The organism is Pseudoalteromonas sp. B160, assembly GCF_037162485.1.
Classification (GTDB): Bacteria; Pseudomonadota; Gammaproteobacteria; order Enterobacterales; family Alteromonadaceae; genus Pseudoalteromonas; species Pseudoalteromonas rhizosphaerae.
In genome coordinates this window covers 1,743,273-1,766,570 of the sequence record NZ_JARLUX010000001.1, presented here as the reverse complement: position 1 = coordinate 1,766,570, position 23,298 = coordinate 1,743,273, and the positions used below count along the sequence as shown (strand labels likewise).

Genomic DNA, 23,298 nt, shown 5'->3' with positions numbered 1-23,298 from the left:
ATTTTTAATAAAGTTTAAAATTAAGTGTTGACAAAAAAATAGGAAGGCGTAATATGCGCAGCCCTAGCGAGATAAAGTTTAACTTTAACCGCAACGTTCTTTAACAATATAAAGCAATCATCTGTGTGGGCACTCGTACAGATTGAGTTCTAACAGCCAAGCTTAGTTCGCTAAGCAAGGCAAAAAATTTAGAGTCTCAATTGAAACTGAGTGACCAACAGAAGTAACTTATTTATAAGTTGCTTCGGCACAGTCAATTCAATATCGAAAGATATTAAATAAATTCAGAATTCATTGAGCATGTCCTTAGGGACAGAAAAAACTTTTAATTGAAGAGTTTGATCATGGCTCAGATTGAACGCTGGCGGCAGGCCTAACACATGCAAGTCGAGCGGTAACAGAGAGTAGCTTGCTACTTTGCTGACGAGCGGCGGACGGGTGAGTAATGCTTGGGAATATGCCTTTTGGTGGGGGACAACAGTTGGAAACGACTGCTAATACCGCATAATGTCTACGGACCAAAGTGGGGGACCTTCGGGCCTCACGCCAAAAGATTAGCCCAAGTGGGATTAGCTAGTTGGTAAGGTAATGGCTTACCAAGGCAACGATCCCTAGCTGGTTTGAGAGGATGATCAGCCACACTGGGACTGAGACACGGCCCAGACTCCTACGGGAGGCAGCAGTGGGGAATATTGCACAATGGGCGCAAGCCTGATGCAGCCATGCCGCGTGTGTGAAGAAGGCCTTCGGGTTGTAAAGCACTTTCAGTAAGGAGGAAAGGGTAGTCTTTAATAGAGGCTATCTGTGACGTTACTTACAGAAGAAGCACCGGCTAACTCCGTGCCAGCAGCCGCGGTAATACGGAGGGTGCGAGCGTTAATCGGAATTACTGGGCGTAAAGCGTACGCAGGCGGTTTGTTAAGCGAGATGTGAAAGCCCCGGGCTCAACCTGGGAACTGCATTTCGAACTGGCAAACTAGAGTGTGATAGAGGGTGGTAGAATTTCAGGTGTAGCGGTGAAATGCGTAGAGATCTGAAGGAATACCGATGGCGAAGGCAGCCACCTGGGTCAACACTGACGCTCATGTACGAAAGCGTGGGGAGCAAACAGGATTAGATACCCTGGTAGTCCACGCCGTAAACGATGTCTACTAGAAGCTCGGAGCCTCGGTTCTGTTTTTCAAAGCTAACGCATTAAGTAGACCGCCTGGGGAGTACGGCCGCAAGGTTAAAACTCAAATGAATTGACGGGGGCCCGCACAAGCGGTGGAGCATGTGGTTTAATTCGATGCAACGCGAAGAACCTTACCTACACTTGACATACAGAGAACTTACCAGAGATGGTTTGGTGCCTTCGGGAACTCTGATACAGGTGCTGCATGGCTGTCGTCAGCTCGTGTTGTGAGATGTTGGGTTAAGTCCCGCAACGAGCGCAACCCCTATCCTTAGTTGCTAGCAGGTAATGCTGAGAACTCTAAGGAGACTGCCGGTGATAAACCGGAGGAAGGTGGGGACGACGTCAAGTCATCATGGCCCTTACGTGTAGGGCTACACACGTGCTACAATGGCGCATACAGAGTGCTGCGAACTCGCGAGAGTAAGCGAATCACTTAAAGTGCGTCGTAGTCCGGATTGGAGTCTGCAACTCGACTCCATGAAGTCGGAATCGCTAGTAATCGCGTATCAGAATGACGCGGTGAATACGTTCCCGGGCCTTGTACACACCGCCCGTCACACCATGGGAGTGGGTTGCTCCAGAAGTAGATAGTCTAACCCTCGGGAGGACGTTTACCACGGAGTGATTCATGACTGGGGTGAAGTCGTAACAAGGTAGCCCTAGGGGAACCTGGGGCTGGATCACCTCCTTATACGATTTAGAACTTATTTGTTCGTAGTGTCCACACAGATGATTGTTAATTAGTGCGTGTCCCTTTGGGATAACTAATTAATATGCTCTTTAAAAATTTGGAAAAGCTGATAATAAAATTCGTATGAATACAGTGTATTTGTACAGAGTTTTCAAAAGTAAAAAAGAATGATAGCAGTATCATTCAGTGCCATTTAATGAACGTTTACGTTTGTTGATTGGTATCTACTTTAGTATTCAATATTAACTTCTGGCGAAGTTAAACTGTCACAAAACAAAGACCCGTTTGGGTTGTATGGTTAAGTGACTAAGCGTACACGGTGGATGCCTTGGCAGTTGGAGGCGATGAAGGACGTATTAACTTGCGATAAGCCTAGTCAAGCTAGTAAAAAGCACTTGAGACTAGGATTTCCGAATGGGGAAACCCACCTGCTTGCAGGTATCGTTAACTGAATACATAGGTTAACGAGGCGAACGCGGAGAACTGAAACATCTAAGTACCCGTAGGAAAAGAAATCAACCGAGATTCCGAAAGTAGCGGCGAGCGAAATCGGAACAGCCCTTAAGCTTAATTGGTGTTAATGGAAGGCTCTGGAAAGTGCCACGATACAGGGTGATAGTCCCGTACATGAAAATCCCTTTTAAGTGAAATCGAGTAGGTCGGAGCACGTGAAACTTTGACTGAATATAGGTGGACCATCATCTAAGGCTAAATACTCCCAACTGACCGATAGTGAACCAGTACCGTGAGGGAAAGGCGAAAAGAACCCCTGTGAGGGGAGTGAAATAGAACCTGAAACCGTGTACGTACAAGCAGTAGGAGCCCACTTGTTGGGTGACTGCGTACCTTTTGTATAATGGGTCAGCGACTTATATTTTGTAGCGAGGTTAACCGAATAGGGTAGCCGTAGGGAAACCGAGTCTTAACTGGGCGACTAGTTGCAAGGTATAGACCCGAAACCCGGTGATCTAGCCATGGGCAGGTTGAAGGTTGAGTAACATCAACTGGAGGACCGAACCCACTAACGTTGAAAAGTTAGGGGATGACCTGTGGCTAGGAGTGAAAGGCTAATCAAACCGGGAGATAGCTGGTTCTCCCCGAAATCTATTTAGGTAGAGCCTCGGACGAATACTTACGGGGGTAGAGCACTGTTAAGGCTAGGGGGTCATCCCGACTTACCAACCCTTTGCAAACTCCGAATACCGTAAAGTAATATCCGGGAGACACACGGCGGGTGCTAACGTCCGTCGTGAAGAGGGAAACAACCCAGACCGCCAGCTAAGGTCCCAAAGTCATAGTTAAGTGGGAAACGATGTGGAAAGGCCCAGACAGCCAGGAGGTTGGCTTAGAAGCAGCCATCCTTTAAAGAAAGCGTAATAGCTCACTGGTCGAGTCGGTCTGCGCGGAAGATGTAACGGGGCTAAACTATGCACCGAAGCTGCGGATTCAGAATTTATTCTGAGTGGTAGGGGAGCGTTCTGTAAGCGGTTGAAGGTGTACCGGGAGGTATGCTGGACGTATCAGAAGTGCGAATGCTGACATGAGTAACGATAATGCGGGTGAAAAACCCGCACGCCGGAAGACCAAGGGTTCCTATCCCATGTTAATCAGGGTAGGGTAAGTCGACCCCTAAGGCGAGGCCGAAAGGCGTAGTCGATGGGAAACGGATTAATATTTCCGTACTTGGTATAATTGCGATGGGGGGACGGAGCAGGCTAAGCAAGCATGGCGTTGGTAGTCCATGTGAAAGTGAGTAGGCTAGTGACTTAGGTAAATCCGGGTTGCTGTTAGGCTGAGACACGAGACGAGTCACTAAGGTGATGAAGTTGCTGATGCCATACTTCCAGGAAAAGCCTCTAAGCTTCAGATTATACCGAATCGTACCCCAAACCGACACAGGTGGTCAGGTAGAGAATACTAAGGCGCTTGAGAGAACTCGGGTGAAGGAACTAGGCAAAATCGTACCGTAACTTCGGGAGAAGGTACGCTCCGATTGGTGATGGGATTTACTCCCTAAGCTGATTGGAGCCGCAGTGACCAGGTGGCTGGGACTGTTTATTAAAAACACAGCACTGTGCAAAATCGCAAGATGACGTATACGGTGTGACACCTGCCCGGTGCCGGAAGGTTAATTGATGGGGTTATCTTCGGAGAAGCTCTTGATCGAAGCCCCGGTAAACGGCGGCCGTAACTATAACGGTCCTAAGGTAGCGAAATTCCTTGTCGGGTAAGTTCCGACCTGCACGAATGGTGTAACCATGGCCACGCTGTCTCCACCCGAGACTCAGTGAAATTGAAATCGCAGTGAAGATGCTGTGTACCCGCGGCTAGACGGAAAGACCCCGTGAACCTTTACTACAGCTTGGCACTGAACATTGAACCTACATGTGTAGGATAGGTGGGAGACTTAGAAGATGAGACGCTAGTTTTGTTGGAGTCGTCCTTGAAATACCACCCTTGTAGTTTTGATGTTCTAACGTTGGCCCCTGAATCGGGGTTACGGACAGTGCCTGGTGGGTAGTTTGACTGGGGCGGTCTCCTCCCAAAGAGTAACGGAGGAGCACGAAGGTTGGCTAAGTACGGTCGGACATCGTACGGTTAGTGTAATGGTAGAAGCCAGCTTAACTGCGAGACAGACACGTCGAGCAGGTACGAAAGTAGGTCATAGTGATCCGGTGGTTCTGAATGGAAGGGCCATCGCTCAACGGATAAAAGGTACTCCGGGGATAACAGGCTGATACCGCCCAAGAGTTCATATCGACGGCGGTGTTTGGCACCTCGATGTCGGCTCATCACATCCTGGGGCTGAAGTCGGTCCCAAGGGTATGGCTGTTCGCCATTTAAAGTGGTACGCGAGCTGGGTTTAGAACGTCGTGAGACAGTTCGGTCCCTATCTGCCGTGGGCGTTTGAGAATTGAGAGGGGTTGCTCCTAGTACGAGAGGACCGGAGTGAACGAACCGCTGGTGTTCGGGTTGTCATGCCAATGGCATTGCCCGGTAGCTACGTTCGGAACTGATAAGCGCTGAAAGCATCTAAGCGCGAAGCAGGCCTCGAGATGAGTTCTCACTAGAGCTATAAGCTCTCTGAAGGGCCGTTGAAGACTACAACGTTGATAGGCAAGATGTGGAAGCATAGTGATATGTTAAGCTAACTTGTACTAATTACCCGTGAGGCTTAACCATACAACGCCAAACGCGTTTTATGTGATAGTTGATAGCGCAAGAAGTTAATAGACTAAAGTAGATTTACTGAAAACTTTATTATCAGAATTCCAAATTTTAGTTAATTGCTAACGCGATTAACACCAAATTTGCTTGGTAACAATAGCGTTTTGGACCCACCTGACCCCATGCCGAACTCAGTAGTGAAACGAAACAGCGCCGATGATAGTGTAGCATTTGCTATGTGAAAGTAGGACATTGCCAGGCTCCAAATAAGAGAAACCCGTTACAGCGATGTAACGGGTTTTTTGTTGTCTGGCATAAAGTAAAAAGAAGGTTCGAGGTGAAAGGCAATAGGTTTTAGGTAAAAAAGAATAAGAGCCTAAAGCCGACTCTATACATTTGCTATGTGGCTTCTCTACCGCTGTGGGCACTATGACATTACCAAGCTCCAAATTGAGAAAGCCCGACTAGCAATAGTCGGGCTTTTTACATCAGCAGTAAAGTGAATGAGTGAGTTGGTCAGGAAGACAGCTTTAACCTTTTGAGATGCGTGCACTGCTATTTTTAATCATGAGAAACTAGTCAACTCGCACTCTTTATAAATAGAAGGCAAACTAGTGTTTTTTATAAGTAACAGGCAAACCTGTAACCTCTATAAGTGATAGATAAATTAGCGAAAGCTTTGGAATAAAAACGCGTAGTCTTGCTGCTACGCGTTTTAGTATTTAGCTTCTAGAAAGTTGCTCGAACGCTAAGTGCAAAGCGTCGATCTGTCGTGAAGTTCAACGCCTGAGTTTTAGTGCCCGCTTGATCCATTTGATATTTAGTTTTGGTTTCAGTCTCGAGTAAATTACTCGCTTCAACACCTACTTTCCAATGATCATTAATGGTGTAGTATAAGCTGGCATCCATCATACCTGAAGCCTCAGCATAAGCTGGTACATATTCTTCAGATTCGCGTAGGGTTAATAAATATTCAGAGCGCCACGTATAGGCTAGACGAAAAGAAACCTTTTCGTATTCATACATACCGATAATATTTAAGTTTTGGTCTGAATACCCTTGCAGAGGTAGCCCACTGAACACACGGAAAGTGTTACGGTTATCAGCGATAGGGTTACCATTTTCATCGAATCCTAATGTTCCATTTGAGATTTCGTTAGGATCTTCTAAACCACTCTGGTCTATGAAGGTATAGTTTAATTGTAAACCTAAACCACCCCAAGCGCCTGGCAGCATATCGTAGAATTGAGAGTATGAAAATTCAGCACCGCGCAGTGTACCAGAGCCAGTATTGGCAGGACCATATGCAGATAAGTTGTATTCTTCAGTTCCGTATGTCACGTCAAGGTCAAATGTTCTATTGCGAATAATGTTATCTAGTTTTTTATGGAATAGCCCCAAAGTAACGTAGCCTGCTGGCGCGAAATACCATTCGGTTGTTAGATCGGTATTTATTGCTGTTTCAGGTTTAAGGTAAGGATTACCCGATAATGCGGTCAGTTCTATATCATCGATTCCTACAACAGGGTTACTCGTTTCATCATAGTCTGCGCCAGGTGTTTGGAGGCGACGATTATAGTCTAGATTGATAATACTGATGTTCCGTGCATCAACTAGGCTTGGGTAAAATAAGGCTTTTGAGATGCCAAATCTTACCACTACGTCTTCGCTAATACCCATGCTTAGGTTTAGGCTTGGTAATATTGTGCTGTAATCAGTACCATCCACTGTGCTCAGTGTTGATTCACCCCCAGCAAGATCATAATAGCGCTTGTATTCTGGCTGCTGCATTACTGTATTTAAGGATGTTCCAGGTTCACCGCGCTTACTTACCGGCGGTTGCACTAATGCGCCAGTGGAGGCTAATTTGTAGTTTACATAGCGTAAACCTACATTACCGACTATTGGAATATCTTGCGCGACAAAATCAAAGTCGCCACGTACATAAAACTCGGTGCGTTTTTCGTTTGTTGCACTGATATTATGAGCTGCATAAGGGCCTTCAACACGGTTTGGCTTATCTGTATAAGGGACGTAAGTACCCGTACAAATACCGTTGTTTGCTGCGCTGTTTGTTGCATTATGCCAACCGTCTTTACAGCCCTGGCGGAGCGAATCAGCATAATTTTTGACTAATTCCATGCGTGGAAAAAGGAAGTTATTTACATTACCTTGCAGGACTTGACCGTTGTAATAATCAGAGAAATCAACACGCTCAAATAATTCAGGTCGATTAACTGCAGAAGCTGCATTACGGTCATCTTGTACCCATGGTGTACCGATTGCAGACCAACCTTCATAAGCGGTGTCGCGAACAGTCAAGTCTTTGTCTGAGTGATAAATACCAGATTTAATGTTAGTAAATGTACCATCGAGTTCGTAATTAACATCTAATTTAAAACTATTGGCTTTGGCTGTATTATGCTCTATTTGTTCCATGCCACTACCAAGAAATAGATTTGGTACAGGACCATTCCAATCTTCATTAGGAGACCAACCTGCGGTTAAAATATTGTCACTGAGAAATTCAACAGAAGGTCTAGAGCCGCGCATATCTAGGAAGTAAGGCGAAACTACATGGACATGATTACCTCGTGTTTGACCTGACATACTGTAATTTTGTAGTGATTTTTCAGAGTCTATGTGTTGGTAATCGAAATCAACCGTCAGGCGATCAATTGGTTTTAGTGTTAGTTTGAATGAAGTATCTTTAACGGTATTTTCGTTATAGTTCCAGCGACTTCGATAGAAAAAGGAGTTTCAGGACTTACACCTAAAGCAATACCTGATGTGACGAATCCATTCTCAGTGGTTAATGGGTAACCATTTTCAGCATCATCCATCCAATTCTGAGATGAGCCCATAAACCCTTTAAAGCCTTGAGCTGCTTGTCCAATTTGGCGTTCGTTCCACTCCAATGAGGCTCTTGAATTAATATGTTCCAAGGTGGCCACTATAGTTTCGTCGTTGTTAGCCCATTGCAATGATGATGTAAAGCCAGTGCGTTTACGATCATTAGTAGCTGTACTCATATGAATAGCAACCGGAACATGCCAAACACTCGCTGCAGGTTGACCGGGTAAAGCAGGGCCATCAACCGGCGAGCTTGGATCAACACCTATGATGCCACCCCATTGATCAGTAGTGGGAATAAATGAATCGCCACGGGAGTGGAAATTACCTAAACCAATACCATCACCTCGTGTTTTATATTCAGATTGTGATCCGGCAATAAGAAAGCCAAATTTACCTGCATCAGTTTCCCAGTTATCAGAGAACAGAGCGGAGAAAGAAGGAGTTGTCTCATCTCGAAAGTCACTGTAATTAGCTTTTGCGTTAAAAGAGATAATACGGTCTGTGGAATCAAATGGTTTGCGAGTAATTAGGTTGACTGTACCAGCAATACCTCCTGATATAAGATCCGCGGTTTGGTTCTTAACTACTTCTACAGCTCCTAGTAGCTCCGCGGGGAAGTCCTCATAGCTTAGGCCACCCGATGGATTTGCGCTAAATGCATCACGGCCATTTACTTCAGAGCGGACCCGGTCCAAGCCTCGAATAAGAACACCAGTCCCCTCATCTGCATAATGCTTCGGATCACTAGAAGATGCAAAGCGTTCAATTGTGACCCCAGGAACACGTTGGAGAGCCTCAGTCACTGATTTGTCAGGCAGTGCACCAATATCTGATGCCGTGATAACATCCTTTACGGTATCAGCATAGCGCTTTAAGTTTTGTGCGCTATAGATACTGCCACGGATGCCCGTGACCTCTATAACCTCAATTGATTCATCTTTATTAATAGGTCTGACATCGCTGTCATTTTGTTGCGAAGTTTGAGCTGTAAGTAACAGTGGACAAAGACCTAGTAATGCATATGAAATCGCAAGGCTAAGCCGAGTTTTCGTTCGTCCAGTGTTGTATTTATTGCTATCGATGACTAATTTTGACATGGTTTAATCTCTTTTACTTATTTTTATAACCAGTTGTAACCTTGCATTTTAACGAGGGCAAAGTTACTCCTTTCGATCGGCATTGCTACTTAATATGCCAAGTTTTAGTTACTACTTTAAATTAATGCAATACTTTTTTAACATATTAAAAGAAATAAAGTAACATTTATTTTGTTTTTTAAGGTTACTTTTTAACAGGAGCTAAGGATTAGTCGTTCTTTTAAATGTAAGGGGGTAGTTATTCCATAATAATTGTTATATGAAAATAGCGACAGGAGATAGGGTTATTACCCCGAACTCAGGTTTAGTAGTAAGAGTGATGGATTTAATTTTCTGGTTAAAATCAAAAACGCCAACTCGAGGTTGGCGTTTTAATTATGAGGCTAAAGTAGCTTATTAAGCTTTAGGTCCTGCATTTTTGATTTCATCTGATACATCGTATTTAGCGAAGTTTTCAGTGAAGTCTGCTGCAAGTTTGGCCGCATATTCAGCGTATTTAGCTTTATCTTCCCAAGTATTGATTGGGTTAAGTAGCTCGCTGTTAACGCCTGGTACTGCAACTGGTACGTCTAGGTTTAAAACATCAATATGTTGAGTTTCAACGCCAGCCAGTTTACCTGATACGATTGCATCAACAACAGCGCGGGTAGTTGGAATATCAAAACGCTTACCAGTGCCGTAAGGACCGCCAGTCCAACCAGTGTTAACTAGGTATACCTTAGCGCCAAATTCACGTACACGCTTCATTAGAAGCTCCGCGTATACACCCGCTGGACGTGGGAAGAATGGTGCACCAAAACAGGTTGAGAATGTTGATTCGATATCGCTGGTAGAACCAATTTCAGTTGAGCCAACTTTTGCAGTGTAACCGCTTAGGAAATGAAACGCTGCAGCTTCTTCGCTAAGGATTGATACTGGTGGTAATACGCCGCTTACATCACAGGTTAAGAATACCACTGCTTTTGGCTCGCCTGCGCGGTTCTCTACTTTACGTTTTTCAACGTGTTCAAGCGGATAAGCTGCGCGGCTATTTTGCGTTAGGCTAGTATCATGAAAATCAGGAATACCTTTTTCATCAAGGACAACGTTCTCTAGGATAGTTCCAAAGCGGATTGCATCCCAGATAACAGGCTCATTCTTTTGTGAAAGGTCGATACACTTAGCATAACAACCACCTTCGATGTTGAATACACTACCAGGTGCCCAGCCGTGCTCGTCATCACCAATTAAAAAGCGAGTTGGATCTGCTGATAAAGTTGTTTTACCGGTACCAGATAGACCAAAGAATAATGCTGTATCGCCAGCTTCACCTACGTTAGCTGAGCAGTGCATTGGTAGCACGCCTTTCGCTGGTAGTAGAAAGTTTTGCACTGAGAACATTGATTTTTTCATTTCACCGGCATAACGCATACCTGCAAGCAATACTTTACGTTGTGCAAAGTTGATAATTACTGTGCCATCACTGTTAGTGCCATCACGTTCTGGGTCACAAACAAATGAAGGTACATTCATTACCTGCCATTGGGGTAAATCAGATGCATTATAAGATTTAGGTTCGATAAACATATTTTTGGCAAAGATATGATGCCATGCAGTTTCCGTTGTAACAACAACAGGTAAATAGTGCTCTGGATCAGCGCCTACTTCAAGGTGAGAGATGAAGTGGTCGTTGCTCTGCACATGTGCTTCAACACGTGCCCATAAAGCGTCAAATTTATCTGCATCGAAAGGGCGATTTACATTACCCCACTGGATTTCATTTTCAGTACTTGGTTCTTGAACAATAAAACGATCTTGTGGTGAACGACCAGTACGACGACCAGTGTTAGCAACAAAAGCTCCATTGGCGGCTAAAGTCCCTTCACCGCGACGGATCGCGTGTTCGACAAGTTCAGCTGCAGTTAGATCGACAAAACGAGTAGCGCTTGAAGTCATGTTTATACCTAAATTGTGTGAGATTGAACGGGATAGCTCTGGGGTTCTTGTTTCCCTTTAAGCTGTAATTATAGTAACAGATGGATTAGGGATATTCGAGCTTATCAAAGGCCTAAAAACACATATATTTAGTAAAAAACATGAATAATTTCAATGATACCGGTGTCATAAAAGTAATACAATTCATGACACCGGTATCAATTTTTGGCATAAAAAAACCGCAATAAATGCGGTTTGAATTTTGTTGGTTTTTTGAACGATTAGATTAGTTGAAAATACTTTTCACATCTTGTTCATTAAAAACGTAATCTTTTAAGCAATAATGGCAGCTAATTTTTACCTCACCATTTTCAATAACGTCATCTAATAAAGCTTGTTGACCTATATTAACGAGCGCAGTGATGGTTTTTTCTCTACTACAACCACATTTAAACTGGATTGCTTGCGGCTCGTAAACACGCGGATTGTCTTCATGATAAAGTCGAGTAAGCACAGTGGCAGCATCAAGCTCTAACAACTCTTCAGCTTTAATCGTATTGCTGAGTGCTTCAAGGTGAGTAAAGTCAGTAATCGACTTTTCTTTATTTACAGGTAACACCTGTAGTAGTAAACCAGCAGCTTTAGCATGACCTTGTGTTGTATCAGTTGCAAACCATAGACGTGTTTGTAGTTGCTCTGATTGTGCAAAGTAGGCTTCAAGACATGCTGCTAACGTGTCATGCTCAAGCGGAACTATACCTTGATAACGCTCACCTTTAGTTGGTGTGATTGTCAGTACCATCACACCGTTACCGATTAGTTCCTGGATGGTTGAGCCTGTTACTTCACCTTGCAGGCGGGCAATACCACGCATATTTTGTTGATGATCACCGTTGATAACCGCATATTTTACCGGGCCATCACCTTGCAGTTGTACTGCTATATCACCTTCAAACTTTAATGTAGCTGTAAGTAGGCAGGTTGCGACCAGTAACTCACCCAATAAAGCTTGCACTTGCACGGGGTAATTATGATCGGCAATCATTTCATTATAAGCTTGCTCTATTTGTACGAGTTCGCCGCGGACGTCTAGTTGATCAAATGTATAACGATGAAGTAGATCTTGTTGCATGAGTGGCTTTACCTAACTTGATTTCATTTTTAAAAGTTCGCGTCTTTGCTTTTTATCTGGTTTACGGTCCGGATGAGGAGCAAAAAAGCTATTATTCTTGCGCGCGATGCTATTGGCTTCGCGTTTTTCGATACTTGCATCAGACTCCTGATACAAAGTTTGAGCAATGGGGGCACTTAAACGTTTATCAAGCAATTTAAGTACAGTGATAACTTTTTCGTCAACTCCTTGAGCAAGTTTGATCACGGCATCTAGTTCGACTACCTTACTAGGCTTAGTGCGCTGGCCATTATAATGTACTTTGCCACCTTGCACCATGTCCCGTGCGATGGCGCGGGTTTTATAAAAGCGTGCAGCCCACAACCACTTGTCTAAACGGATACTAATAGTTTCATCTTTTGATGTGGTATTACGGGTGTTACTTTTTGACACGATTATACTCGATTAAAAGCGTGACTCTGTAAGGCAAAACTTAGCATGAAACTTACTGACAAAGAAATAGTCGAAGCTTTTTACATTCAGCGTAAGTGTTAATTTACCTTGTTTACAAAGTTTAATATTAGTGCGCTTGTTGAATGAAAAATGAAAAGGTACTATAGGCCAGCGATGAAGCAGCAAATTAAAATAAGAAACGTCATTTATGGAACAGCGATTACAACAGCTAAAACATCTAGTAAGTAAATTACCCCACGCTAAATTGGGTTGGGCAATAACGCTTTTAGCCGTTGTTTATATTGCCTTTTTGGCTGCAAAACTATTTTGGTTAATATGGCCTACCCTGGTTAATTCTAGCCTTTCTCCAAGCTATATTAATAGCGTTACAGGTAAGCCTGAACGGGTTAATACGCAATTAATTTTAGCACAAAACTTGTTTGGTAAAGCCGACGCAGTGCCTAAAAAACAAGCAAGCCAACAAGCTCAAGTCATTAACAATGCGCCAGAAACTCGATTAAGCATTAATTTAACTGGTATTGTTGCAGTCAGTGGCAATGATCAAACAGGCTTGGCAATTATTGAGTCTCAAGGTCAACAATCAACCTATTTGGTGGATGACGTTGTGCAAGGCACTCGCGCTAAACTTGCGCAAGTATTACCTGATCGAGTAATTTTAGATGTTAGTGGCCGTTTTGAAACGTTAATGCTTGATGGCGTAGATTTTACCAAAACAGTGTCAATGCCAGTACTTGCCGAACGTGATAGTGATGAACCTGAACTCGATGACGGTCCGCAAATGGAAAGTGACCGTCAGATTGATGTAACAGCAAATCAAGAAGTAAAAGAAGCACTTATAGATACCCGGGAAGAACTGTTAAAAGACCCTGGTAAACTATTTGACTATATTCGAGTATCTCAGGCTATGAAGGATGGTGAGCTTATTGGCTATCGTTTAAGCCCAGGTAAAGACCCTGCATTATTTACGCAGATGGGGTTACAAAATAACGATTTGGCTGTATCGATTAACGGCTATCAATTAACAGATTTAAAACAGGCCATGTCAGCCATTAATGAGCTGCGTAATAGTACCGATGCGAACATTACAATTGACCGTGATGGCGAGCAGATTGATGTGCAATTTAGCCTGCAATAACTTAGCTTTGGAGTTTTAATATAATGGTTCACGCGCTACACCTCAAAAAAATCAGAAAAGGGTTAGCTAAGTACGCAACACTTTTTTTGTGGCTAGCTTATCTCTATCGGTGTCTGCCGTTGAGTATGCTGCAAACTTTAAAGGGACCGATATCAACGAGTTTATTAATATCGTTGGTAAAAATCTAAATAAGACCGTCATTATCGACCCGAACGTACGTGGTAAAGTAAACGTACGCAGCTATGAATTGATGGATGAAGCACTTTATTATCAATTCTTCTTAAATGTACTAGAAGTTTACGGTTATTCAGCTGTTGAAATGGATAACGGTATATTAAAAATTGAAAAAAGCTCTGATGCTAAAAAATCAAACGTACCGTTAGTTACTGAAGACGACCAAGCGCGCGGTGATATGATGATCACTCGTGTCGTACGTGTAAAAAATGTTAGCGTACAAGAACTAGGTCCATTAGTGCGTCAGTTTAGCGACCAAAAAGATGGCGGTCATGTTGCCAACTTCAACGCTGCAAACGTCATGATGTTGACCGGTCATGCTGCCTCAGTAAACCGACTTGTTGAAATTATTCGCTCAGTTGACCAAGCCGGTGATAAGCGGGTTGATATTGTAAAGCTAAACTTTGCCACCGCTGATGATGTGGTATCTGTGGTTGATAATATTTACAAAGATAGCGGTAAAGGCAGTATCCCAGAATTTTTGATCCCTAAAGTCGTTGCAGATGGCCGTACTAATAGCGTTATTGTCAGTGGCGAAGGCCAAGCAAGAACGCGTGCTATTGAATTAATTAAACGCCTCGACGGTGAGTTACAAAGCCAAGGCAACACTAAAGTAATTTACCTTAATTACGCTAGCGCTGAAGATTTAGTGAAAGTGTTGCAAGGGGTTAGCAAAACGCTTGGTGAAGAAGGTCAAGGTGGGGCAACTAAAACCCGTAGCCGCAACCAAAACGAAACCAGTATTGAAGCTCACCCAGATTCAAACTCATTGGTCATTACTGCTCAACCTGACACCATGCGTTCATTGGAGTCAGTGATTGAACGGCTTGATATTCGTCGTGCTCAAGTACTCGTTGAAGCAATCATTGTTGAAGTAATGGAAGCTGATGGTATTAACTTTGGTCTGCAATGGATTTCAGAGCAAGGCGGTATGATGCAGTTTAATAACGGCACAACCGTTCCTGTTGGTTCTTTAGCTGTAGCTGCTGAACAAGCCCGTGATAAGACAGTGACTAAAACTCTCACTGGTGATAATACTGAGCTTAAGGAATACGATGAAACGCAAAAAGGTGATCTTGGCCCGTTAGGTGCTTTGTTAGGGGGCATCAATGGATTGGCTATGGGGATTGTTAAAAACGATTGGGGCGCGATCATTCAAGCAGTCTCTACTGATACTAACTCAAATATTCTTGCTACGCCTTCGGTTACCACCATGGATAACGAAGAGGCATCGATGATTGTCGGTCAAGAAGTGCCGATCATTACTGGCTCGCAAACGGGTTCTAATAATTCTAATCCATTTCAAACAGTAGAGCGTCAAGAGGTAGGTGTAAAACTTAAAGTAACGCCACAAATAAATGATGGTTCAGCTGTACAGTTAACCATTGAGCAAGAAGTATCTGGCGTGAGTGGTACTACTTCGGTGGATATATCTATTAATAAACGTGCCATTAAAACCACGGTTATGGCTGATGATGGCGGCATGGTTGTGCTTGGTGGTCTAATTGATGAAGACGTACAAGAAAGTGTCTCAAAGGTACCAATATTAGGTGATATTCCTATCCTTGGTCACTTATTCCGCTCAACCAGCACCAGCAAGCGTAAACGTAATTTAATCGTGTTTATTCGCCCAACCATTATTCGTGATGGTATTAAAATGAATAAATTAAGCCACAGTAAATATAACTTTATCCGTGGTGAGCAGTATAAACAAAAAGAAGATGGTATTGATTTAATGCCTCTAACCGATGCACCAATCCTACCTGAGTGGAATGATGCATTAGTATTACCGCCAACTTATGAAGAATACTTAAGACAGCAAAATACAGATGAGCGCAATAATGACTGATGCAATCACTGAGATCACCGCAGAGCCCTCACAGCCGCTAAATAATAGCGAGCTGATGACCAGTAACGATTTAGTTGAACTGCCTAATAAGCGGCTACCATTTTCATATGCACGACGTGCAGGCATGTTATTAAGTAAAAATAATGATGACCGTGGTGGTTTTCTATCGTGGTGAGCTTAATATTGATGCATTGTTAGAAGTGCGCCGCATTGCTGGGCATGGCTTTACGCTTGAACATTTAGCTGATGACAAGTTTGAGTTGTTATTAGAGGCATCGTATCAACGCGATAGTTCTGAAACCCAGCAAATGATGGAAGACATAGGTAACGAAGTTGATTTATTTTCACTGGCTGAAGATATGCCGCAAACGGAAGATTTGCTTGCCGGAGATGATGATGCACCAATCATTAAATTGATCAATGCGATGCTCAGTGAAGCGATTAAAGAAGGCGCGTCAGATATTCACATCGAAACCTTTGAGCAAGAGCTGGTGATCCGCTTTCGGGTTGATGGCGTGCTTAAAGAAGTGTTAAAGCCGAATCGTAAACTCGCTTCATTGTTAGTTTCGCGTATTAAAGTAATGGCGAAACTCGATATTGCAGAAAAGCGTATCCCGCAGGATGGTCGTATTAGTTTGCGTATCGCAGGACGTGCCGTTGATGTTCGGGTATCAACCATGCCATCAAGTTTTGGTGAGCGGGTTGTACTGCGTTTACTTGATAAAAATAACGCGCGTTTAAATCTTGAAGATTTAGGTATGACGCTGCGCAACCGTGAATTGTTCTCTGATTTGATCAGTAAACCGCACGGAATTATTTTGGTGACCGGTCCAACTGGTTCTGGTAAAAGTACCACGCTTTATGCGGGCATGAGCCAAATTAACTCTCGCGATCGTAATATTTTAACGGTTGAAGATCCAATCGAGTATGAAATCCCAGGTATTGGTCAAACTCAGGTAAATACTAAAGTTGATATGACCTTTGCCCGTGGCTTACGGGCAATCTTACGTCAAGATCCTGATGTAGTAATGGTTGGTGAAATACGTGACCTTGAAACCGCACAAATTGGCGTGCAAGCCTCACTTACAGGTCACTTAGTGATGTCGACATTGCATACCAATACCGCAGCAGGTGCTATCTCTCGTATGGAAGATATGGGGGTTGAACCCTTCTTGCTATCATCTTCTTTGTTAGGGGTGTTATCGCAGCGTCTAGTGCGAACTTTATGTAAGAGCTGTAAAGAAGGTCATGTTGCAGATGAGCGCGAGTGTGAATTGCTCGGCGTACCATTTGTAAATCCGCCGACTATTTACCGAGCCGTTGGCTGTGAAGAGTGTAACTTTAATGGTTACCGTGGTCGTACCGGTATTCATGAATTACTGGTAGTTGATGAAACTGTTCGCGAACTTGTTCACAGTGGTAAAGGTGAGCAAAGTGTTGAAAAGTACATTCGCAAACATACCCCAAGTATTCGCCAAGATGGCTGTAGTCGCGTATTAGCCGGTAAAACCACCCTTGAAGAAGTATTACGTGTAACGCGTGAGGAAGGTTAACAATGGCAGCATTTGAATATCGCGCGCTCGATGCTCGCGGCAAAGAGAAAAAAGGTATTCAAGAAGCGGATACCGCGAAACAAATTCGCCAATCTTTACGTGAACAAGGTCTTACGCCGCTCGAAGTTGTGCCCGCCGCAGAGGGTGATAAACAAGTTAAAGGTGAAAAAGCTCGCCATTTGGCAGCTTTTTTAAAGCGAAAATATCTACCTCAGATCTCGCTTTGATCACTCGCCAACTCGCTACACTCATTCAATCGGCGTTACCGGTTGAAGGGGCGGTAATGGCGGTGGCTGAGCAGTGTGAAAAGCCGCGTATGAAGCGTATGTTAATGTCGGTGCGTTCAAAAGTTGTTGAAGGTTATACCTTGGCTGATGGCATGTCTGAGTTTCCACATGTATTTGATAATTTATACCGCGCTATGGTAGCTGCAGGTGAAAAATCAGGTCACTTAGATGCTGTATTGAACCGTTTAGCCGATTACACGGAACAACGTCAACACATGCGTAGTCAAATCACACAAGCGATGGTGTATCCGGTGATATTAGTAATATTTGCCATTGGTATCGTTTCAATATTACTAGGTACTGTAGTGCCTAAAATATTGAAGACATTTGAAAAGTCAAAGCAGGTTTTACCTTGGACGACGGAATGGGTAATGGCTGCTAGTAACTATGTGCAAAATTATTGGTTCATTACTTTGGTGTTATTTACCGCGACAGTGATTGGTGTTAAACATGCGCTAAAACAGCCTAAGATCCGCTTTTGGTATGATTCGAAAATTTTGATGATGCCGGGCATTGGCAAAGTTGCTCGTAGTATTAATACCGCCAGATTTGCTCGTACACTGAGTATCTTGTCATCAAGTTCAGTGCCGTTACTCGAGGGAATGCGTATTTCTGGTGGCGTATTGATCAACGAGAAAATTAAAAAAGCAGTGGCGGATGCCGCAACCCGCGTTAGTGAAGGGGCAAGTTTAAGAGCGTCCTTACAACAAACAAAATTATTCCCACCGATGATGCTGCATATGATCGCCAGTGGGGAGAAATCAGGTGAGCTCGAGCAAATGCTAGAGCGTGCTGCAAACAATCAAGACCGTGAATTTGAAACCATGGTAAATGTCTCGCTAAAACTCTTAGAGCCTGCGATGATAGCGTCCATGGCGGTTATTGTATTGTTTATCGTAATGGCCATATTACAACCTATTATGGCAATGAATAAAGCGATTGGACTTTAACTATTTTAGGGATTTCGTAATGCATTTTTACCGTGTTACGATAGTTAATTATTAAGAACAACAGAGGTATGTACGTGAATAAACAAGCAGGTTTCTCATTACTCGAAGTTATGGTGGTACTGGTTATCATTGGCATGATCATGTCAATCGTGGCACCCAATATTATGGGCCAGCAAGAAGAAGCGGCACTTGATAAAGCGCATCTTGATATTCAGCAGCTTGAAGATGCTATGAGTCTTTATAAATTAAAGAACAAAGCGTACTTAACCACTGAGCAAGGCCTTGAAGGGTTAGTGACTAAAACTAGCGTAGAGCCAGTACCAAAGCGTTTTCCTGAAGGTGGCTTTATTTCTAAATTACCAGAAGATCCATGGGGAAATCCGTACCAGTTAATCAGCCCAGGTGAAGTTGGTAAATTTGATTTGTTTTCAATGGGACCCGATGGCGAAGTGGGTACTGATGACGACATTGGTAACTGGGATGAAGAAAAATAATAATGCATCTTAGTATAAAGGCGTTTTTACACCCAGCACCGAGCTTAGCATGATGTTAAGTCGGGCTAAGTTGCGCCTTGCAAAGCTAAAGTCACCGATGCGTGGCTTTAGTTTAATTGAAATTTTGGTTGTGCTGGTGGTGATCGCCTTCGCCACTAAAATGGTGGTATATAGTCTTGATGGCGGTGTTGAAGATGAATTGGATAAACAAGCACTGAGACTGCATACCACCATTAATATGGCTTCTGAATTTGCAATCTTAAATCAGGTTGAATTAGGTTTTCAGCTTGATAAAGATACCTTAGAGTTTTTAGTGTTTGATGGTGAAAAATGGATCACCTTCGACCGAGAAAAGCTGTTTGCGCCGATGACTGTTGATGAACGTCTTAAGTTGACACTTAATCTAGAAGATCTCGCATGGGCTCAAGATAATCTACTCGAGCAATCCAATTGGCGCGAGTTAATGAGTGGCGGTGATGATGATAGCTTACTCGAATTGCAAAAAATGAAAATCCCGCAAGTGCTAATTTTATCTTCTGGTGAGGTGAGCGCATTTCAACTTATCTATGAATTAAAAGATGAAAAAGAACCTGTGTATTTCATCGAAGGGGAATTTTCCGCACCGGTTAACTTACGCAGAGAGCCAGAATAATGTATCGCAGGTCTAAAGGTTTTACTTTACTTGAGGTTATGGTGGCGCTGAGTATTTGCGCCATGGCAGGGATTGCCGCCATGCAAGCTACAGCCGAGCATATTAATCATTTATCAAGCCTTGAAGAGCAAACCTATGCCTCTTGGGTGGCTGAGAATGTAATGATTGAACAGCGTACCTTAGGCGATAAGTGGCAAGGCAAAAATGGCGCAAAAGGCACTGAAACAATGGCTGGTATAGAATGGTATTGGCGTCAAGATACCGAAGCGACAGCAGATAAAAGTTTTGTAAAAGTGACTATTAATGTATTTAGCGATGAAAAGTTAGAGCACTCGGTTTATGAGCTCATCAGCTATTTAAATAAAGGTAGCAAATAAGTGAAGCAGCGCGGTTTTACACTATTAGAAGTGATGGTAGCGCTGGGGATTTTAGCATTCGTCGTGTTAGCTACTCACCAAATTCTTGATTCGACCACGAAAGCGAAAGATGCATCAGACGAAAAAATTGCAGAATTGAATGGTTTGCAAACGACCTTTAGGTTAATGGATCAAGATTTCAGCCAAATGACTAAACGTGCCGTGCGCAATGAAGCCGGTGATGTGCAAGAACAATATCTACTTGCTGGGCGTTACACCATTAATAGCCAGTATGATGGTATTGCCTTTGTGCGAGATGGCTGGGTTAACCCAATTAATTTATTACCGCGCTCAGAGCTACAAGTGGTGGGTTATCGTGTTATTGATGACAACCTTGAGCGTATATATAGGGTCTATGTTGATCAACTCGATAATCTTGAGCCGCGAGTGCAAGTTATTCTTAAAGATATCGAAGATCTTAAATTTGAATTTTTAGATGAAAAAAATGAATGGCAAGAGCAGTGGCAGGGCAAGTCATTGCCAAAAGCTGTGGCGGTCACATTGCAACAAATTGATGAAGAACCAATAAGACGCGTTTTTTTAGTACCGGGTAATGGAAAGATGGGAGGTTTAAATGAACCATAAATCCCAACATGGCGCCGCGCTTATAATTGTCTTATTTATTGTTGCCTTGGCATCAATTTTAGCCGTAGAGATGAGTGCTAACTTGCTTGTTCAAGTTCAAAAAAGTACCAACATACAAGGCCATCAGCAAGCCAAGTGGTATGCCTATGCAGCAGAAGAGCTGGCTATTAAAGCGTTATTACAAAGCAAAAAAGATGACCCTGAAAAAACCACTTTAAAACAAATTTGGGCGCAACAAGGCGATATTCCTTATCCGGTCGATAATGGTACCTTGCAAGGCAAGATCACGGACTTACAGGCTTGTTTAAATCTCAATGCATTACGTGTTAAAGCGCCACAAGCGGGTAGTACTGATAAAACCAATCCTGCGCACACCGCGTTATTAGCGCTATTAGAAAATATTGAGGACTTGCCAGCAGAAGAGTCGGAAGAAGCCATGGCTGACAGTGTTTACGACTGGCTCGATGAAGATAGTATTACTTATCGTTCTGGTGCTGAAGAAGATGAGTATTTATCGCGTAAATCACCATATATGACAGCGAATAGTTTTTTTGCATCAAGCTCAGAGCTGCGTTTGGTTAAAGGGTTTAATCCATTAGTGATGGAAAAAATCTTGCCATACGTATGCGTGATCCCAGGTAGCGAATTGTTAGCAATTAATGTCAATACAATCGCTCCTGAACAGGCATTATTATTGAGTGCATTGATTGATGGTTTGAGTGAGTCAGGTGCGCAAAGTGTGCTATCAGTCCGGCCAGAAGAAGGCTTTAATAATATTGAAGAATTTTTTGAACAAGTGAATCAACAAGGGGCTCAAAATGTTAAGTCTGTTGAAAAACTGTTCACCATAAATAGCGAATATTTTAAACTACAAGCGCAGGCTAAATTTGTCGATCTGCGTTTTTCGATGACCACATTACTGCATGCCAAAGATGGCGAAGTAACTATACTGGCGCGAAAATTTGGAGGCGTACAGTGACAGAAATACTGTTGATCCGCACGGGTCAAACTCAACAAGAAAGTATTAATTGGCTGATTTACTCACCATTAGAACAAGAAATAATTGCCAGTGGCGGATTGCCGAACGCTGAGCAACTGAGTGAGTTAGTTGAAAAAGCACAGAATCGTGAAGTTGTGGTATTACTGCCATGTGATCAGGTGCAACTAAAAACCGTAATCCTGCCGACCAAATGGAATCGTAAGCTTGAGCAAGCGCTCCCATATATGCTCGAAGAAGAGATTGCATGTGACGTAGATGACTTATTTATCGCGATTGCTGAGCCTACTATGGTCGGTGACAAGCACGCCATTAAAGTTGCCATGACTGACCGAGAATGGTTTGAAACTTGGTTAGCTGTATTTGCTGAACATGAAATTGCAGTGTTAAAACTGTTACCCGATGCATTATTGCTTCCTACTGCGGAACATGAGGGATTAAGCGTTATTGAGCTTAATAACCAATGGCTATGTAAGCAAGGCTCATGGCGGATAAGTGCTGTAGAGCAAAGCTGGTTGGCTGAGTATTTAACTGCTTTAGGTCACCCTGATGTTGCACATTACAGCCCTGCCTCGCAATTTCCAGAAACGGTTAATCTTACGGCGCATACCGATGCTTATGATTTGCCGCTGGCGTTATTTGCTAAACAATTACCTGAGATAAAATTCAATCTTCGCCAAGGCCAATATCAACTGAAAAAGAAAAGCGCATTATGGTGGGCGTATTGGCAAGGTGCCGCCATTGCAGCGAGTGTCGCGTTAGTTGGCTCTGTGGCAGTAAAAAGTCTTGAATTGTATCAGTTAAATAGTGAGCTTGAAGTCGCTAAAACACAAGTGGTTGAGCGCTATCAAACGGCCTTTCCGGGGAAAACAGTTCGTCCGCATTTGATTAAAAACCAAATTCAGGGTGAATTGGCTAAATTAGAGGGTGGCAGCAGTGCCGGATTCCTAGATTTAACGAATGAGCTGGTGGGGGTATTTAGCCAAGTGCAAGAGTTTACTCCTGAGACATTGCGTTATGATCAACGTCGCAATGAACTTAGAGTTCGTGCTCGCGGAAAAGATTTTCAAACCTTTGGCAAAGTTAAAGCAATTCTTGAACAACGCGGATTAACTGTAGACCAAGGCTCATTAAATAATGATGGCGACTTTGTAGTCGGTGAAATAAAACTACGAGGTGCTGCATGAAACAACAACTTTTAAAACATTGGCGTGGCTTAAAAGAGCAAGAGCAACAGTTAGTGATGGTCGCTGGGGTTATTTTTGTTATTTTTATATTAGTTATGGGTATTTTTAGACCACTAAACAACGCGATAACTGAAGCTGAAAAAAACCAAGTTAAACAGCAAGAATTATTAGCGTGGGTTGATAACAGTATTGTTAAACTCAAAGCGGGTAGTGCGCGTGCAGTTACAAGTGACCAAAACTTGAGTCAAATAGTTAATGCTAGCCGCGCTCGCTACGATATAACCATAAGCAAAATGCAGCCTAGCGATAATTCATTAAGATTAACCATCGACTCGGTACAGTTTAATAAGCTCATAGAATGGCTTGATGAACTGGTAAACACTAAAGGCGTATTGATTGAAAATTTAGATCTCAGTCGCGATGATAAACCAGGCTACGTGCGCGTTAGCCGACTGGTATTAGAGAAGTAAA

At 43.1% G+C, this 23,298-nt stretch carries 13 protein-coding genes, 3 rRNA genes and 3 pseudogenes; 14 read left to right on the top strand and 5 right to left on the bottom strand.

The window, feature by feature from the left end; genetic code table 11:
- The first annotated feature begins 326 nt into the window (after positions 1-326).
- The 3 genes from P4S61_RS08260 (at position 327) to rrf (ending at position 5,297) form a co-directional block, all read left to right on the top strand.
- Positions 327-1,868, top strand: a 16S ribosomal RNA gene (locus P4S61_RS08260).
- A gap of 296 nt (positions 1,869-2,164) precedes the next feature.
- Positions 2,165-5,051 (top strand): 23S ribosomal RNA (locus P4S61_RS08255).
- A gap of 131 nt (positions 5,052-5,182) precedes the next feature.
- Positions 5,183-5,297, top strand: a 5S ribosomal RNA gene (rrf, locus tag P4S61_RS08250).
- Together the 16S, 23S and 5S rRNA genes form the textbook arrangement of a ribosomal RNA operon.
- Positions 5,298-5,765: 468 nt before the next feature.
- Here the strand turns inward: rrf and P4S61_RS08245 are convergent.
- The 5 genes from P4S61_RS08245 to hslR form a co-directional block, all read right to left on the bottom strand.
- Positions 5,766-7,646 carry a TonB-dependent receptor domain-containing protein gene (locus P4S61_RS08245; protein WP_337118112.1) on the bottom strand — a complete coding sequence of 627 codons (1,881 nt, stop codon included), beginning with the start codon at positions 7,644-7,646 and terminating at the stop codon, positions 5,766-5,768.
- Between the two features lie 80 nt (positions 7,647-7,726).
- On the bottom strand, positions 7,727-8,989 hold the full coding sequence (locus P4S61_RS08240; RefSeq protein ID WP_337118111.1) for a TonB-dependent receptor plug domain-containing protein: 1,263 nt from the start codon (positions 8,987-8,989) through the stop codon (positions 7,727-7,729).
- A 396-nt stretch (positions 8,990-9,385) separates the two neighbouring features.
- Positions 9,386-10,924 (bottom strand): phosphoenolpyruvate carboxykinase, encoded by a 1,539-nt coding sequence (locus tag P4S61_RS08235; protein ID WP_182732552.1) that lies wholly within the window; start codon positions 10,922-10,924, stop codon positions 9,386-9,388.
- Between the two features lie 265 nt (positions 10,925-11,189).
- Positions 11,190-12,035 carry an Hsp33 family molecular chaperone HslO gene (hslO, locus tag P4S61_RS08230; protein ID WP_149983376.1) on the bottom strand — a complete coding sequence of 282 codons (846 nt, stop codon included), beginning with the start codon at positions 12,033-12,035 and terminating at the stop codon, positions 11,190-11,192.
- A gap of 12 nt (positions 12,036-12,047) precedes the next feature.
- Positions 12,048-12,470, bottom strand: a complete 423-nt coding sequence (gene hslR, locus P4S61_RS08225) for a ribosome-associated heat shock protein Hsp15 (RefSeq protein WP_392352783.1) — start codon at positions 12,468-12,470, stop codon at positions 12,048-12,050.
- 205 nt (positions 12,471-12,675) lie between these two features.
- On the opposite strand from hslR, the gene gspC reads away from it, so the two are divergent.
- From gspC to gspM, 11 genes and pseudogenes are all read left to right on the top strand, one after another.
- Positions 12,676-13,623: a type II secretion system protein GspC gene (gene gspC / locus P4S61_RS08220; RefSeq protein ID WP_337118110.1), complete on the top strand. Its 948-nt coding sequence runs from the start codon at positions 12,676-12,678 to the stop codon at positions 13,621-13,623.
- Between the two features lie 23 nt (positions 13,624-13,646).
- Positions 13,647-15,706 (top strand): annotated as a pseudogene (gene gspD / locus P4S61_RS08215) (type II secretion system secretin GspD).
- Positions 15,699-17,259: pseudogene (gene gspE, locus P4S61_RS08210) on the top strand (type II secretion system ATPase GspE). Before gspD ends, gspE begins: the two co-directional pseudogenes overlap by 8 nt.
- A 2-nt stretch (positions 17,260-17,261) precedes the next feature.
- Positions 17,262-18,496 (top strand): annotated as a pseudogene (gspF, locus tag P4S61_RS08205) (type II secretion system inner membrane protein GspF).
- A 74-nt stretch (positions 18,497-18,570) separates the two neighbouring features.
- Positions 18,571-18,990, top strand: a complete 420-nt coding sequence (gene gspG, locus P4S61_RS08200) for a type II secretion system major pseudopilin GspG (protein WP_145242768.1) — start codon at positions 18,571-18,573, stop codon at positions 18,988-18,990.
- 52 nt (positions 18,991-19,042) lie between these two features.
- The gene (locus tag P4S61_RS08195; protein WP_182760526.1) at positions 19,043-19,642 is read left to right on the top strand and encodes a prepilin-type N-terminal cleavage/methylation domain-containing protein; all 600 of its coding nucleotides are present in this window, start codon (positions 19,043-19,045) and stop codon (positions 19,640-19,642) included.
- Positions 19,642-20,019 (top strand): type II secretion system minor pseudopilin GspI, encoded by a 378-nt coding sequence (gspI, locus tag P4S61_RS08190; RefSeq protein ID WP_145242773.1) that lies wholly within the window; start codon positions 19,642-19,644, stop codon positions 20,017-20,019. The genes P4S61_RS08195 and gspI overlap by 1 nt, the downstream gene beginning before the upstream one ends.
- Entirely contained in the window at positions 20,020-20,643 is a 624-nt protein-coding gene (gene gspJ, locus P4S61_RS08185) for a type II secretion system minor pseudopilin GspJ (protein WP_145242775.1), read from the top strand.
- Positions 20,633-21,622 carry a type II secretion system minor pseudopilin GspK gene (gene gspK, locus P4S61_RS08180; RefSeq protein ID WP_145242776.1) on the top strand — a complete coding sequence of 330 codons (990 nt, stop codon included), beginning with the start codon at positions 20,633-20,635 and terminating at the stop codon, positions 21,620-21,622. Before gspJ ends, gspK begins: the two co-directional genes overlap by 11 nt.
- The gene (gspL, locus tag P4S61_RS08175) at positions 21,619-22,827 is read left to right on the top strand and encodes a type II secretion system protein GspL (RefSeq protein ID WP_182732555.1); all 1,209 of its coding nucleotides are present in this window, start codon (positions 21,619-21,621) and stop codon (positions 22,825-22,827) included. Before gspK ends, gspL begins: the two co-directional genes overlap by 4 nt.
- Positions 22,824-23,297 (top strand): type II secretion system protein GspM, encoded by a 474-nt coding sequence (gene gspM, locus P4S61_RS08170; RefSeq protein ID WP_182719493.1) that lies wholly within the window; start codon positions 22,824-22,826, stop codon positions 23,295-23,297. Before gspL ends, gspM begins: the two co-directional genes overlap by 4 nt.
- Position 23,298: the final 1 nt, after the last annotated feature.